Raw genomic sequence first — 14650 nt, forward strand, 5'->3', positions numbered from 1 at the left:
AAGACGCCCTTCGGCACCGATGAGCGACGCCTGCCCCACCGAGCATTATTATTCATCTTAAATACAATAAATATGGTAGCTAAAAAAGAAACATACTCCCAAGCGATGGAACGTCTTGAAAAGATAGTTCGCCAGATAGACAACAATGAACTGGATATCGACATTTTGAGCGAAAAAATCAAAGAAGCCAATGAAATTATTGCCTTTTGTACCGAAAAACTGACGAAAGCGGATCGGGAGGTCGAAAAATTGTTGCAAGAAAAGCGGCAGTCTGAAGAATAAAAGTTATTTTTGCGAATCAAAGCGTAAAATAAACTAATACATAACGATATGAAAGAAATAGACTGGGCGAATCTGTCGTTCGGATACATGAAGACAGATTACAATGTGAGAATTAATTTCCGCAACGGTGCATGGGGTGAACTGGAAGTTAGCAGTGAAGAATACCTCAACCTGCACATGGCGGCTACTTGCCTGCACTATGGACAGGAAGCTTTTGAAGGATTGAAAGCTTTCCGCGGCAAAGACGGCAAAGTGCGTATTTTCCGTTTGGAAGAAAATGCGGCACGTCTGCAATCCACTTGTCAGGGGATCTTGATGGCTGAGTTGCCGACCGAACGTTTTAAGGAAGCTATTCTGAAAGTTGTGAAATTGAACGAGCGTTTCATTCCTCCTTATGAGACCGGTGCTTCTCTCTATATTCGTCCGTTGTTGATCGGAACAAGTGCTCAGGTAGGTGTGCACCCTGCTGACGAGTATATGTTTGTCGTATTTGTAACTCCGGTAGGTCCTTACTTCAAAGGAGGTTTCTCTACCAATCCGTACGTTATTATTCGCGAATTCGACCGTGCAGCTCCTCATGGAACAGGTATCTATAAAGTGGGTGGTAACTATGCAGCCAGTCTGCGTGCCAACAAGAAGGCGCATGATTTGGGCTATTCTTGCGAATTCTATCTGGATGCCAAAGAAAAGAAATATATCGATGAGTGTGGCGCGGCCAACTTTTTCGGAATTAAAGATAATACTTACATTACTCCGAAATCATCTTCTATCTTGCCTTCTATCACCAACAAGAGTCTGATGCAGTTGGCAGAAGATATGGGTATTAAAGTAGAACGCCGTCCGATACCGGAAGAAGAACTGGAAACGTTTGAAGAAGCGGGCGCTTGCGGTACTGCTGCGGTGATCAGCCCGATTCAGCGTATCGATGATTTGGAGAATGGAAAATCATACGTTATCTCTAAAGATGGCAAGCCGGGACCGATTTGTACGAAACTATATAATAAGTTACGTGGTATTCAGTATGGTGACGAACCGGATACACATGGCTGGGTGACGATTGTAGAATAATTGATTTTTAAGTATAATCTCTTTTAATTGCGTAATTACTATGTTAAAACAAAATTCAGAATTGCGTGCCCAGGCACGTGAAGCCCTTCGGGGTAAGTGGCCTATGGCAGCCGTTGCTGCTCTTATTTATTCGGCTATTGCCGGTGGTCTGTCTTCTATTCCTTTTATTGGATGGATAGGTTCGTTACTGGTCGGTCTGCCTGTTGCGTATGGCTTTGCTGTTTTAATGCTTGGCGTGTTCAGAGGAGCGGAAGAAGTTGATCTGGGAGTACTGTTTGCAGGATTTCAGGAATACAGCCGTATCTTGAGTACTAAGCTGCTGCAAGCCGTTTATACCTTCCTGTGGTCATTATTGCTTCTGATTCCGGGTATTATTAAGTATTATTCTTATGGAATGACAGACTATATCCTGAAAGATGAACCTGAATTGTGTAACAATGCTGCAATTGAAAGAAGTATGGCGATGATGGAAGGCAACAAGATGAAATTGTTCCTGCTCGATTTGAGCTTTATCGGTTGGGCTATCCTTTGCCTCTTTACTTTTGGTCTCGGATTCTTTGTTCTGCAACCTTATATGCAAGTAGCCCGTGCTGCTTTCTATGAAGATCTGAAAGCTCAGCAGGGCGGTTTCAATATCAATGTCGAAGTGAATATCGAAAGTTGATAAACGAATAAATATCATCATGAAGAATGGAGTACGGAGCAATCTGTACTCCATTTATTTTTGTTGTTTACGAAAAGTAAGTACCTTTGCATCCTAATCAGTAATGAGATGGGAAAGAATAAATTAGAGAAGTTTGCCGATATGGCGAGTTACCCGCATGTATTCGAATATCCTTATTCGGCGGTGGATAATGTGCCTTTTGACATGAAGGGAAAATGGCATCAGGAATTTTTCGGAAACGATCATCCGATAGTGCTCGAACTTGGTTGCGGACGGGGTGAATATACCGTCGGGCTGGGCAAAATGTTTCCCGACAAGAACTTTATAGCTGTTGATATCAAAGGCTCCCGGATGTGGACCGGTGCGACGGAATCCCTGCAGGCAGGAATGAAGAATGTTGCTTTTCTTCGCACAAATATTGAGATCATCGAACGCTTTTTTGCAGCAGGTGAAGTCAGTGAGATTTGGCTGACCTTCTCTGATCCGCAGATGAAAAAGGCTACCAAGCGGCTGACCTCCACTTATTTTATGGAGCGTTATCGTAAGTTTTTGAAGCCGGATGGAATCATCCATCTGAAGACCGACAGCAACTTCATGTTTACTTATACGAAATACATGATAGAGGCAAATAATCTTCCGATAGAATTTATGACGGAAGACTTATATCATTCCGGCTTAGTGGATGACATTCTTGGAATCAAGACTTATTATGAACAACAATGGCTTGATCGTGGTTTAAATATTAAGTATATTAAATTCCGGCTTCCGCAGGAAGGTCAATTGCAGGAACCGGATGTAGAAATAGAACTTGATCCCTATCGTAGCTACAACCGTAGCAAGCGTAGCGGATTAACCACAAGCAAGTAGCTTGTCAGCATAATCACCGTAAAGTGAACAGCCAACTGACCGAACGGTGAATTTAAATAGTAAATAGTAAATAGTCAAATAGTAATTAAAATGACCCTTTATCCGAAATTAATATTGGATGCACTGGCAACGGTGCGTTATCCCGGTACGGGAAAGAATCTGGTGGAAGCGGAGATGGTTGCAGACAACCTGCGTATTGACGGTATGACAGTCAGTTTTTCTTTAATCTTTGAGAAGCCGACCGATCCGTTTATGAAATCAATGCTGAAGGCTGCGGAAACAGCCATTCATACCTATGTATCACCGGATGTACAGGTAACTATTACAACAGAAAGTAAACAGGCTGCTCGTCCGGAAGTGGGCAAACTGCTTCCGCAGGTGAAGAATATTATCGGCATTTCTTCCGGCAAAGGAGGGGTGGGTAAGTCTACCGTTTCTGCAAATCTGGCAGTTGCTTTGGCTAAGTTGGGCTACAAAGTCGGTCTGCTTGATGCCGATATCTTCGGTCCTTCCATGCCGAAGATGTTTCAGGTGGAAGATGCCCGTCCGTATGCGGAGAAGATTGATGGACGTGATCTGATTATTCCGGTAGAGAAATACGGTGTGAAACTGCTTTCTATCGGTTTCTTCGTTGATCCTGATCAGGCTACACTTTGGCGCGGCGGTATGGCGAGCAATGCATTAAAACAGCTGATTGGTGATGCTGACTGGGGTGATCTTGATTATTTTCTGATTGATCTTCCTCCCGGTACAAGTGACATTCATCTGACCGTTGTTCAGACATTGGCTATGACGGGAGCGATTGTCGTCAGCACTCCGCAGGCTGTTGCACTGGCGGATGCCCGTAAAGGAATCAACATGTTCACGAACGATAAAGTGAATGTACCTATTCTGGGATTGGTTGAGAATATGGCTTGGTTTACGCCTGCCGAACTGCCGGAGAATAAGTACTATATCTTCGGTAAAGAAGGGGCTAAGAAATTGGCTGAAGAAATGAATGTACCTTTACTTGGCCAGATCCCTATTGTGCAAAGCATCTGTGAAGGTGGGGACAATGGGACTCCGGTAGCGTTGGATGAAGATACGGTAACGGGACGTGCTTTCTTGTCTTTGGCAGCCAGCGTCGTTCGTCAGGTAGATCGTCGGAATATAGAGATGGCTCCGACCAAGATTGTAGAGATGCATAAATAAATGTTCTGATACTGAACTTACGCTGAATATAAAACCTCCCGATGAGATGTGTCTTGCTTCATCATCGGGAGGTTGTTTCATTGATTGGTATAGCTTTGGGTTACTTTGTGATGAATACCCTTATTTCTCCAATGCTTTCATTAATTGTTCTTTCATGGCATCTACCCCGGGAAATCCTGTTTGTTTATAAGTGATATTTCCTTCTTTGTCCACAACAAAGTAAGTAGGGACACCCCGGATGTTGAGTTTCTCACCCAGATAACTCCATTGTTCTTTTGTCACACGGAAATGCTCTCCGTGAATATCAGGAATCATGTTCTTCCAAGTTCCCAATGGAGACGTTTCACCTGTAATGTAAAGGTAGATGATATCTTTGTCTTTCAGTTCTTCTTTCATAGGGAGGATTTCTTTGTTGGCAGAACGGCATGGACCGCACCAGGTTGCCCAAAAATCGACTAGCAAGGTATGGCCGCGAAATTTGGAGATAATAGATGGAAATAAATCTTCGTTAGATACTTCTCCGGCGTCATTGATGGTAAATCCTGTTTTCTTTTTATTTATTTCTATTTGCTTCAGTAGGTCACTGTTCATAACCAGAACCACTTCATTGTATGCTGAAGGCATGGTAACTAATTCTGCCTTTTGTTCATCGTTGAGTGGATTGAGGTCTCTCATGGAAACTCCGATCATATGTGCCTTTAAATTTTGGGTCAGGAAACCGGCTGCTGTATGACTATCCAGGTGCTTAAGTATTTTATCATTGATGCCTACACGGCGTATGATGTCAAACAATGCAGGATATCTGCTGTTGTAGCACGCTTTGGGCGAAAGAATAGATGTGAAGTCCAGAAGCCCTTCATAATATCCTTGGGGAATGTTTATCTGAGTTTCAGCATAATATTTGTTTGCTTTCTCTCCTTCCAGTCCATTAGCCATGATATAGGCTAATTTCAGGTTCCTTTCGGTTTCGATCACCTTTAGTGCGGCAGACAATTCGAGATCAGTGTTGATTATCTCTTTATAGGCAGGGCTGCCTTTCGACTGCATGATTTGTTTTTTGAATTCGGGCAGCCGGGCAAGTATTTGAGCCTTGTACTCTTCGGCTGTTTTCCCGTTCAGTTGTTTTATTTGTTGTTGATAGTCCTCGTAGCTGTTGCCTTCAGTAAAACTGAAACTCATGGGATTATCCGCTAGTTCTTGCTGCAATCCGGCTAAGTATCCTCCATAATAGACTTCTTTTCCGTATGGCTTTTCTGCTTGGCGAAGGTGAGATTGCTTTCGGGCGTTTTCGCGGAGATTGATGACAATAGAAGTGGTTTCTCCCGGTGCCAGTAAGTACTCGATGGTTCCAAAAGGAAACATGATCGTACACGGAGTAATCATGAAAACATTCATTTCATGATAAAATGTTCCATCGTCCTGAATTCGAATTTTTCCTTCCTGGGCTCCTTCCCTTATGACATCCTGGTAGTAAAGACTACCTTTGTCGGGCATTCCTTTTTGGTAGTCAAGGATTCTTCCTTTCAGAATAGCCTTGTCGTATTTGACAATGGGATCGGGCAGCGTCATTTTATGGTCTGCTTTTGGAACTATAACATCCTTAGGTAATTTGAATTTGCCGAATGACTTCTTGTCCAATTGTATCCCCCATATTTTATATGCCCCTTCAAAGTCTCCTTCGGAGAAATCCAGCCGGGTCACATTCTGAGGAATAGGTGGAAAAGTTAGTTGGAACTCGGCTTCGCCGGATTCCGGCATCCAGAATTCTTTGTCCAGTGTAATACCTATTCCTTTCCGGATGGGGTATAAGATACCGTTATTATCTTTCAAAACACTGCCGGTTGCAATCTTTATCCAGTATTTAGGGCGATAGAAAGCCTTGATATATACCGTTGTGACTGTGTCACTCATCACTATTTTGTCTATCTCTATACTTGAGGAGTTTTGAGCTAAAAAGGGAGGACGTTCTACGATTCTGTCTTTAGCTTGTGCCATGCAAAGCATACCTAGCAGCATACTTATTATTAATGCGGATCTTTTCATATGAATAGGTTTTATCTCCAACAAATGTAATCATATTATTGTAATTTATTTATGTAATTATAGAAAAAAGGAGCAGAATCGCATGCGATTGCTCCTTTTTCTGTTATTTGTCAAGAGAATAATGCTATTTCCGGTTTAGCTTATTGGAGTCGGAATGTGATAGGGAATGTATATTCCACGGCAACGGCTTGGCCGTTCTGTTTGCCCGGTTCCCATTTCGGCATACCCCGCACCACGCGAATCGCTTCAGCATCCAGCCAAGCTGACGCACCTTTTAATATTTTTATATTTGACACGTTACCGTCTTTGTCAATGACAATTTGGACGAGTACTTTTCCTTGTTCCTTGTTCTGCTGGGCCATAGTTGGGTACTTTATATTTCTGGCTAAGTAGCGCATTAATCCTTCCTGTCCTCCGGGAAATTTAGGCATTTCATCTACGACTTTGAAAGTCGGCTCATTATTGGGCACCTCTTCTTTAGGTCCATAGCCTACCACTACAACCTCTTCAAACTTTTCTATTGCTACTGCCTCGGGAGTTTCTGCTGGTTTTGCAGGTTCCGGACCAGACAAACGGAAAGTTACGGGAACGGTGAATCTTACGTTCACAGCTTGTCCTCTTTGTTTGCCGGGTTTCCAATGGGGCATGGCGGCAATCACACGTTCTGCTTCCTTGTCGAGATAGGGATCTACGCCCCGAACAGTTTTAACGTCGGAAATGCTACCGTCTTTTTTGACTACAAACATCACAATCACACGTCCTTGCTTTCCATTTTCATGGGCTGTTGCCGGATATTTGATATTCTTGGCAAGATATTCCATCAGTGCCGATTGTCCACCAGGGAAGTCGGGCATCTCTTCTACCACTTCAAATACGACAGAATCGTTTACAGTAGCACTTTTAACGGGTGCCGGAGGGGGAGGAGGAGCTACCTCTTTTGTTTTCTGCGTTCCTTTCTTATCCTGTAATGTCGCTACTTCCGTCATTCCGTCGGGAAGTTCCGGACCATTGGCGAGTTCAGCTTGAGAAACACTTTGCTCTGTCGGTGTTCCCATCACTTCCTTAGCAAATTCTTTCGTTGTGCGGGCTACTACTTCGATGTTGCTGATAATCATCAACAGGGCAGCCAAGGGAAGGAACATCAGATACTTAGTCCTTCCTATTTCTTTGGTTCTTCGTTTATTCATCATTTTGATACGATTTTTAAGTGGTAAAACATTGAAACTATTAGATAAATTTGCTGCAGCCTTGTGATGTGCCAGTCCCAACAAGTGGTACTGGTATGATTTACTATCATGCCCCGTCTCCAATACGCGGTGATCTGCCATGTATTCCAGATTTCCTCTGACTTCTCGTTTCATTAGCCAGATGAAGGGATTGAACCAGCAGAAAATGCACATAAACTCACTGATAAGTACGTCTGCTGAGTGGTATTGACGGGCATGGGTTTCTTCATGCGTGATTATTTCGCTGATTTCGGATTCCGTATGCGATTCCGGGTGTATGAATATCCAGTGAAAGAAAGAAAAAGGTCCTGTGCCTGTCTTTAATATATGTACGCGTGATCCCTGTATCGTGCTTTTCGGACATAGGAAATGCAACCGTATGATACTGCCTAGCTGGATTAAAAAGCGTATGGCAAGGAGCAATACACCACTCCAGTAGATAACTTCCAGAATTTGTGGGATTAGTTCCTGCCAGGTGACGGTTGTTTCCTGTGGTGCCTCAATGATTTGCTCCGGAAGAATGATTGTGGCATAAAGATCCGCCATTGCCACCATAGGCTCCTGTTCCTTTATCCACTCTTGAATATTCAATAAGGGATAAAGCAGGGAAATGCCGAAGAAGCATAACAAAGCGGTTCGTCGCCAGTGAAAGAAGGTGTCTTTATGAAAAAACAACCGATAGAAAGCGTAAAACAATGCGATTGCTACGTTTATCTTTAGGAAATAGGCTAGTTCCGGAGTCATATCGATAAAGTTTCAGTTTATTTTTCTTTTCCTTTCTCTATCAGTTCGATAATGTCTTTAAGGTCATCAGTGGATATCTTTTGATCTTTTGCAAAGAAAGAAACCATTTCCTTATAAGAATTCTCGAAATAGTTGCGGACTACTCCACTCATGAAGTGGCGTTTGTATTCATTTTCACGAATTGCGGGAGTATATTGATAGGTATTTCCTATATGTTTCGATTTTACGTATCCTTTCCGCTCGAGATTTTTCACGATGGACGCAACGGTAGTATAAGGTGGCGCCGGTTGCGGATACTTAGATACGATGTCCTTTACGAAACAGTCCTGTAACTCCCAAATGTAGATCATTACTTCTTCTTCTTGTATAGTTAACTTTTCCATGGAGATGATGTTTAATTACGATTCTTTCGCAAAGCTACGAATATTTCGTAATAAAGCAATAGTTAGATGGTTAAATGTTGTAAATGCCTATAGGAAAGGTGTCTGTTTGCGGGTAAACTCCCTTTGGCTTACGTGGTATGAAAATAATGTGGATAAAAGTTATTTTCGTCCAAATAAGCAATCTTTCGGACATTTAGGTGAACAAAACTGCTTTCATCTTTTTTTATATAAAATAAATGAAATACTTTTGTAGAGCATAAAACGAATGTTAATAAAAGAAGGGTGCGTTTCAATACAAATCAATGTTTGGAAAGATTCCCCGTACTCAATAAAGAAACTATTAACTATGCAGCCCAGAGGGAGGAGGGAGGCGAACTAAAAAATGACAGATATGAAAAAAGGTTTGATTTTTGTGCTGTTTGCACTTGTTTCTATCGTTTCTTATTCTCAGATTTCCTGGAATGCTAAGGTAGGTATGAACATGAGTAATTTCACAGGAGACGCTGATACGGATATGAGAGTAGGTTTTAATCTTGGAGTTGGAATGGAGTATCAGTTTACTGATATGTGGTCTCTTCAGCCTTCTTTGATGTTTACTCAGAAAGGTGCCAAATTAGGCGATATGAAGGCTAATCCGATGTATCTGGAATTGCCGGTAATGGCTGCTGCAAGATTTGCTGTAGTAGATGGACAAAACGTAGTTGTAAAGGCCGGTCCGTATCTGGCATGCGGTATTGCAGGCAAATACAAGATAGCTGGTGTGAAAGAAGATTTCTTTGGTGATAATGGTGGTGGCAAAAGATTTGATTTTGGACTTGGAGTAGGTGTTGCTTACGAAATCAACAGATTCTTTGTCGATCTGACAGGAGAATTTGGCTTGACTAAAGTCTATGATGCCAGCGGTTCTCCTAAAAATCTGAACTTCTCCATCGGAGTAGGTTACAAATTCTAATTGAATCATATCCTCTTTATAATACCATTCATAAAGTCCCCTGCCCAATCGATGGAGCGGGGGACTTTTCTATTTCTTCTCCATAAAGAAACTCTCTCTTCCTATAAAGAAAAACGATGTATACCTCCGCAGAAGAATACATCGTATTTAACTCTCTCTCTTAATAGTCTCAATCGCTGATCTGTTTGGCCAGATTCGCTTTTTCTTTTAGTTCTTTATATCGTTCTATTGCATGTTTCCGACTCATCAGTATCTGCCAGCGATATACCCAGCAAGTGGTAAGGAAATAAACACCTGCTTGTATCCACAAGGCTTTATATTCAAAGGCGACTTCACTGAGTGTAGCTCCCATATTATTGATTTTCACAAAGCCATTGATACCGAATGTAGACGGGAAGATGTAAGATACATATTTCCAGAACGGAGGAATTGCCGCTCCCGGCCATGAGATGCCGGAAATAAACAGCAACGGTACGGAGGTGAATACAAAAATCAGCATACAGGTTTCCCGGTTGCGAATGGCAATGGAGGTAGTCATTGCAAAGAAAATGCAGGCTGCCAGATAGGGGACAACGAATAGTATCAGTGAACCGGGTTGTCCGATCTGGTTGAGGCTGAATAGTCTTGGCACGATATACAGCACGTAAAACGATACCAGTACGTATACAAGGAAATAACTCAATCCTTTGCCAAGCACAATTCGTAGTGTACCGTTATAATGTCGGTTGATGGGCACAAGATCCTTAAACCGGTTATTTTCACGGGCGGTTCCCGCTGCAAGTCCGATGCCGAGCAATAATGTTTGCTGTATAATCAATACCAGTACGGCAGGAATCAGGAAGGCTGCAAAACCTGCTGTGGGGTTGAATATGGAAATCTCTTCATATTCTATCGGGTAGCCGGTGATTTCATCCTGTCGTTCGGTCGTGTTACCGCTACGCGCGATCTTTATATCTTTATTCATATCCAGTGAAACTGCTGTATTGGCGATCAGCATGGATTTATAATACAACAATCCGCTCATATCGCAGTAGATGCTGACTTGTGTCTGCTTCCCTTTGGCAATGTTGTCACTAAAATCTGAAGGTATATAGATAATGCCATAGGCGAGGCGGTTCTTCAGCATCTGCTTGGCTTCCTCCATATCGGCACAATAGGCAATGATCTGAACGTCCGGTGTAGCATCCACTTTTCTGAGATATTCGCGACTCAGGGATGAATGCGAGTCATCGACTACAACGGCAGGAACTTCGCGTACTACTTCATTGTCATAGATAAAGCTGTACAATAACGGATAACCGAGTGGGACGAGAATAAAGAAAATCAGTACCCCCTGGTCACGGAAAGTTGTCTGGAACTCCCGCTTCCAGATATAAAACAGGTCGTTGATGCCTTGGGCTATCTTATCTTTAAATTTTATATCTTTCATTAGGGTATGTATTTATAGTAAACCAATGCTTCTTTCAAGCGGTGGACCACAAAGAAAGGAAGCATCATGAATATTAGTAATGCCATATAGTTGGACCATGAATAGGCCATACTGTACCCGTTGAGCGCCTGATCTACGTAAATCAGGAAATAATGACGTAACGGAAACAGATTACTCAGAGCCTGCAAGACAGGATTCATCGCCATCACCGGAAAAGAAAAACCGGAGATAGAGAATGAAATCACTCCCCACAAGGAGGCGAAACTTAATCCGAGGCGGAGTGTAGGCAGTGTACCTATCATGACAATACCGCAGCACTGGGATGCCAAGACGAGGCAGAGTGTGGCGAATATCATCGGAAAAATGCCGCTGTTGCAAGGGAAATGCAGAAAGCCATACAGGTATACATTATAGAATATTCCCATTATGAAGAAGACTACCGTATGCGGGAGCAGTTTGCCTGCCAGTGCGATGTAAATGGAATTGTTGCTCATCCGCAACCATTCACGGGCGGTACGGTCTTTGATTTCTACACCAATAGAATAAACGGTGACCATAAAAATAAGCAGCATGAGTACTCCCGGTATCAGTGTGTTACACAGGTATACCGAATAATTCAGCCATGGATTGTTCAGTGGATGCGTGTCTATTACGATTGGTTGCAGGAAACCCATTGCCTGATCTTCCGTAGCTCCTTTGGCATACAGTATACTTCTGGCAGCAGAGCCGGCAGTAAGTTCTCCCATCATTTTCATATCTCTGAATAGCAAAGAGCCCGCAATCAGATAGGAGTAATTGGTATAGAAAGAGATTTTGGGTTGCCGCTGGCTTTGTGCTTCTGCCGACAAGCCTTTCGGGATATAGAAGAAACCGTAAATTTTTCCTTCCTGCACAGCGATGCGCGCATCCGTAACATTGCTGTAATGAGCTATGACACCTGTTTGCGAGAAAGCATCCAGATTGCGGACAATGTTGCGTGAAGTAGACGAGTCGTCCATGTCTACCACGCCCGCCGGAAGATTCTGCGGAAGTCCCGAATCCATCAGGGTCGTGAAAAATAGGTAGCAGAACAATGGAGCGATGACCATGCAAAAGAGATAGAGCGGGCGTGATACTAACCGCCTGCACTCCCTCTGCATGACTTGCCATAAGGCTACATATTTCTTCTTTCTCTCTTTCATGATTATTTGTTAATGATGACGGACATACCCGGACGAAGATTTTCCACTTTTTCCATCGGAGAAGCTTTGACTTCAAATGTCTTCAGGTCGAACTGACCGGTAGTTTTGGTTGCTTTCCAGGCGGCGTAAGTACCTAAGTCTTTCAGATAGTATACTTTGAGTCTGACTGTTTTATTATCCAGCGCGGGAACAACAGCTTCAAATTCTGCTCCCATAGTCAGGTTTTTGAGCAAGTCTTCGCGTACGTTGAAAGTCACCCACATATCATTGAGTTCGGCTATGTTCATGATAGGAGCACCTGTGCCTACCAATTCGCCTACTTTCGGGAAAATCTCGGAAACTTCTCCGGCAGCCGGAGCAATCAGATAGGTTTCCTTAATGTAAGATTCTACTTCGGCAACAGCTCCTTTGGCACGGTTCACCAACGCTTCGGCAGCCATCTTGTCTTCACGTTCCGCACCGTTCTTTGCCATAGTATATTGTGCTTTGGCAGCTTTCTCAGTAGCGATGGCAGCGTCGCGTTGTGCGGTTACTTCGTCCAGCTTTTGTGCGGGCATCACTCCTTGTTCATACAGGTTCTTGACTCTCTTGTATGATTTCTCGGCAATTGTAACACCGGCCTGAGCTTTCTGCCACATTTCATAGGCTGCCTGAATCTGTTCCTCACGTGCACCTTTGATTGCTTTTTCGTTTTGTGCCTGAGCGGCAGCTTCGGCGGCACGTGCCTGCTCCATTTTAGCCACTACATCGGGGGCTTCCAGAATAGCCAGTGTATCTCCGGCATTTACGCTTTGTCCTTCTTTCACACGAAATTCCAGTATACGTCCCGGAACTTTGCTTGAAACGCGGTATTCGGTAACTTCAGCCTGCCCCTGAATAATTTCAGGACCTTTGCGGAGCATGAAAAAGCCAACGACTGCAACGATTGCAATAACTCCCAGTAAAGTAAGAAATGCAAGCAGCATATTGCTGTTTTGTGATTTTATAGGTGCCATATTATTGATGAATTATAAATTACGAATAATAAATTGATTGAATACCTCAGTCTTTAATTGTCAATAGTCAACTGTCCATTATTTCAGCGTTCCCAAAGACTTCTTCAGATAAATCTCCGTCAGCTTCACGTCGATTTGTGCGTCAATCTTTTCCGATTGGGCGGACAGCCATGCCGTTTGTGCTTCCAGGACATTGCTGGTGGCAATGACCCCTTCTTTGAAGCCTAAGGTGGCATAACGGAGATTTTCGTCAGCCTTTTCCATATTCTTGGTTGCCATTACCAGTTTTTTGCTGGCTTCCTTTACTTTAAAAGCGGATTGGTTAACTTGCAATTCGATCTTTTCTCTCGCATCCTGAAGCTGATATTGTGCGATTCGTGCTTCTGCCTTGGCGGCTTTGGTCTTGTAAATGCCTTCCCCCCAATGCCAGATAGGTATCTGTACCATAACGCCCACATTCCACATTCCTTTGAATTTATTCTCAAAGCTGTTGAATACGGAAGGATTGGTCACCATATAATTTCCCATCAACGCAATGGACGGAAGATGTTCGGCGCGGGTAACATTTATTTTCTGTTTATAAATCTGAGTAGCCAGTTCAAGGCTGCGTATCTCCGGACGGTTGGCGTAAGCGGTGGACATGTCGAAGTGGGTCTCCGGTGTGAGCAGTGGAATGTCCTCCATATTTTCGTCTGCCAACGTGATAGGAGAGCTGAGATCAATGCCACATAGTTGACACAACAACATTCGGGCCAGGCTTAATCCGTCTTCCACTTTAGTCAGTGTCATTTCCGCTTCGTTGACTTTCACACGCACGGACAAACCGTCGGCTTTTGTGGCAACTCCTTCGGCAATCATCTTTTCCACATCGCTGTCCAGCTGCTGCAAAAGTTTGAGATAGCCTTCGGCCAGTTTCTTCTTGTTCACTAAGGATATGACTTGCCAGTAAGCCTGGTCAGTGCTCATGATAACCTCCTGCATGCCTCCTTGATGTTGCTGTTGCGCTAATTCTTCGGCATACTTTGTGATTTTATTATATGCACGGATTTTGCCGCCCATGTATAATGGCTGTGTCAGCGTGATGGCACCTGCATATACATTTCTCGTATCGGTGCGGAGTGCATCGACCAGTGAACTTCCGGCTTCATTAAAAGCCGAAGTCAGGCTAGCGCCCAAGGCTGGAATCTGGGATGCAATTTCCGGATGTAATTGAGCGATAATTCCTGCGGCTTGTTGTAATGGACCGGCCAGATTAGTCCCCAATCCCGAAAGCGCCGCTTTCTGGTCATTGTTCAATAATGAAAATTCTTTTTGATTTCTCATGTAAGTTCCCGTAGCCGAGAAACTGGGCAGGTAGTTGGTAAATGCAGCTTTGTGCTGATAATGAGCGGCATTTATTTTTTCATTGCTTATCAACAGATCTTTGTTGTTGGCAAGAGCTAATGCGCGGCAACTATCTAGGCTTAGGAAGCTTTGCGCTTTTACTATAAAAGTCAGGCTCAACAGAATTGTCAGAAGAAATAGTTTTTTCATCGCATCTTACATATTAATAAGGTGATACTTCTTTTTTAAATAACCCCGTTATCATATAAATTGTTTATTGAAATAGTTCATTTTTTTGTACT

The 14650-nt window shown here is 43.2% G+C and carries 13 protein-coding genes; 6 read left to right on the forward strand and 7 right to left on the reverse strand.

Annotation, left to right across the window (positions count from 1 at the left end):
• Positions 1-72 precede the first annotated feature (72 nt).
• The 5 genes from xseB to HMPREF2794_RS26650 all read left to right on the forward strand — a co-directional run bounded on the left by xseB (position 73) and on the right by HMPREF2794_RS26650 (position 4072).
• Positions 73-282 (forward strand): exodeoxyribonuclease VII small subunit, encoded by a 210-nt coding sequence (gene xseB / locus HMPREF2794_RS26630; RefSeq protein ID WP_010536519.1) that lies wholly within the window; start codon positions 73-75, stop codon positions 280-282.
• 48 nt (positions 283-330) lie between these two features.
• Positions 331-1350 carry a branched-chain amino acid aminotransferase gene (locus HMPREF2794_RS26635; RefSeq protein ID WP_010536520.1) on the forward strand — a complete coding sequence of 340 codons (1020 nt, stop codon included), beginning with the start codon at positions 331-333 and terminating at the stop codon, positions 1348-1350.
• A 40-nt stretch (positions 1351-1390) separates the two neighbouring features.
• Complete coding sequence (locus HMPREF2794_RS26640; RefSeq protein WP_055271283.1) at positions 1391-2014, forward strand: DUF975 family protein; 624 nt, start codon at positions 1391-1393, stop codon at positions 2012-2014.
• 108 nt (positions 2015-2122) lie between these two features.
• Complete coding sequence (trmB, locus tag HMPREF2794_RS26645; RefSeq protein ID WP_010536522.1) at positions 2123-2881, forward strand: tRNA (guanosine(46)-N7)-methyltransferase TrmB; 759 nt, start codon at positions 2123-2125, stop codon at positions 2879-2881.
• 90 nt (positions 2882-2971) lie between these two features.
• Positions 2972-4072, forward strand: a complete 1101-nt coding sequence (locus tag HMPREF2794_RS26650) for an Mrp/NBP35 family ATP-binding protein (RefSeq protein ID WP_010536523.1) — start codon at positions 2972-2974, stop codon at positions 4070-4072.
• A gap of 120 nt (positions 4073-4192) precedes the next feature.
• Here the strand turns inward: HMPREF2794_RS26650 and HMPREF2794_RS26655 are convergent, their stop codons facing one another.
• The 3 genes from HMPREF2794_RS26655 to HMPREF2794_RS26665 form a co-directional block, all read right to left on the reverse strand.
• Complete coding sequence (locus tag HMPREF2794_RS26655; RefSeq protein ID WP_070753163.1) at positions 4193-6115, reverse strand: TlpA disulfide reductase family protein; 1923 nt, start codon at positions 6113-6115, stop codon at positions 4193-4195.
• Between the two features lie 140 nt (positions 6116-6255).
• Positions 6256-8085, reverse strand: coding sequence for a M56 family metallopeptidase (locus HMPREF2794_RS26660; RefSeq protein WP_070753164.1), 1830 nt, complete (start codon positions 8083-8085; stop codon positions 6256-6258).
• Between the two features lie 17 nt (positions 8086-8102).
• Positions 8103-8468 carry a BlaI/MecI/CopY family transcriptional regulator gene (locus tag HMPREF2794_RS26665; RefSeq protein ID WP_010536526.1) on the reverse strand — a complete coding sequence of 122 codons (366 nt, stop codon included), beginning with the start codon at positions 8466-8468 and terminating at the stop codon, positions 8103-8105.
• Between the two features lie 391 nt (positions 8469-8859).
• Here HMPREF2794_RS26665 and HMPREF2794_RS26675 point away from each other — a divergent pair, with 391 nt between their 5' ends.
• Positions 8860-9420, forward strand: a complete 561-nt coding sequence (locus HMPREF2794_RS26675; protein WP_010536527.1) for a porin family protein — start codon at positions 8860-8862, stop codon at positions 9418-9420.
• 169 nt (positions 9421-9589) lie between these two features.
• Here the strand turns inward: HMPREF2794_RS26675 and HMPREF2794_RS26680 are convergent, their stop codons facing one another.
• The 4 genes from HMPREF2794_RS26680 to HMPREF2794_RS26695 all read right to left on the reverse strand — a co-directional run bounded on the left by HMPREF2794_RS26680 (position 9590) and on the right by HMPREF2794_RS26695 (position 14558).
• The gene (locus HMPREF2794_RS26680) at positions 9590-10849 is read right to left on the reverse strand and encodes an ABC transporter permease (RefSeq protein WP_010536528.1); all 1260 of its coding nucleotides are present in this window, start codon (positions 10847-10849) and stop codon (positions 9590-9592) included.
• On the reverse strand, positions 10849-12030 hold the full coding sequence (locus tag HMPREF2794_RS26685; RefSeq protein WP_070753166.1) for an ABC transporter permease: 1182 nt from the start codon (positions 12028-12030) through the stop codon (positions 10849-10851). Before HMPREF2794_RS26685 ends, HMPREF2794_RS26680 begins: the two co-directional genes overlap by 1 nt.
• Positions 12031-12032: 2 nt before the next feature.
• Complete coding sequence (locus tag HMPREF2794_RS26690; RefSeq protein ID WP_008764160.1) at positions 12033-13025, reverse strand: HlyD family secretion protein; 993 nt, start codon at positions 13023-13025, stop codon at positions 12033-12035.
• A gap of 78 nt (positions 13026-13103) precedes the next feature.
• Complete coding sequence (locus HMPREF2794_RS26695; protein WP_010536531.1) at positions 13104-14558, reverse strand: TolC family protein; 1455 nt, start codon at positions 14556-14558, stop codon at positions 13104-13106.
• Positions 14559-14650 lie beyond the last annotated feature (92 nt).

The sequence above is a fragment of the Bacteroides sp. HMSC067B03 genome (assembly GCF_001811315.1).
Lineage (GTDB): Bacteria > Bacteroidota > Bacteroidia > Bacteroidales > Bacteroidaceae > Bacteroides > Bacteroides faecis.

Coding starts and splice junctions, on each gene's coding strand:
- xseB (WP_010536519.1), top strand. CDS start 73: ATGGTAGCTAAAAAAGAAACATACTCCCAAGCGATGGAACGTCTTGAA.
- HMPREF2794_RS26635 (WP_010536520.1), top strand. CDS start 331: ATGAAAGAAATAGACTGGGCGAATCTGTCGTTCGGATACATGAAGACA.
- HMPREF2794_RS26640 (WP_055271283.1), top strand. CDS start 1,391: ATGTTAAAACAAAATTCAGAATTGCGTGCCCAGGCACGTGAAGCCCTT.
- trmB (WP_010536522.1), top strand. CDS start 2,123: ATGGGAAAGAATAAATTAGAGAAGTTTGCCGATATGGCGAGTTACCCG.
- HMPREF2794_RS26650 (WP_010536523.1), top strand. CDS start 2,972: ATGACCCTTTATCCGAAATTAATATTGGATGCACTGGCAACGGTGCGT.
- HMPREF2794_RS26655 (WP_070753163.1), bottom strand. CDS start 6,115: ATGAAAAGATCCGCATTAATAATAAGTATGCTGCTAGGTATGCTTTGC.
- HMPREF2794_RS26660 (WP_070753164.1), bottom strand. CDS start 8,085: ATGACTCCGGAACTAGCCTATTTCCTAAAGATAAACGTAGCAATCGCA.
- HMPREF2794_RS26665 (WP_010536526.1), bottom strand. CDS start 8,468: ATGGAAAAGTTAACTATACAAGAAGAAGAAGTAATGATCTACATTTGG.
- HMPREF2794_RS26675 (WP_010536527.1), top strand. CDS start 8,860: ATGAAAAAAGGTTTGATTTTTGTGCTGTTTGCACTTGTTTCTATCGTT.
- HMPREF2794_RS26680 (WP_010536528.1), bottom strand. CDS start 10,849: ATGAAAGATATAAAATTTAAAGATAAGATAGCCCAAGGCATCAACGAC.
- HMPREF2794_RS26685 (WP_070753166.1), bottom strand. CDS start 12,030: ATGAAAGAGAGAAAGAAGAAATATGTAGCCTTATGGCAAGTCATGCAG.
- HMPREF2794_RS26690 (WP_008764160.1), bottom strand. CDS start 13,025: ATGGCACCTATAAAATCACAAAACAGCAATATGCTGCTTGCATTTCTT.
- HMPREF2794_RS26695 (WP_010536531.1), bottom strand. CDS start 14,558: ATGAAAAAACTATTTCTTCTGACAATTCTGTTGAGCCTGACTTTTATA.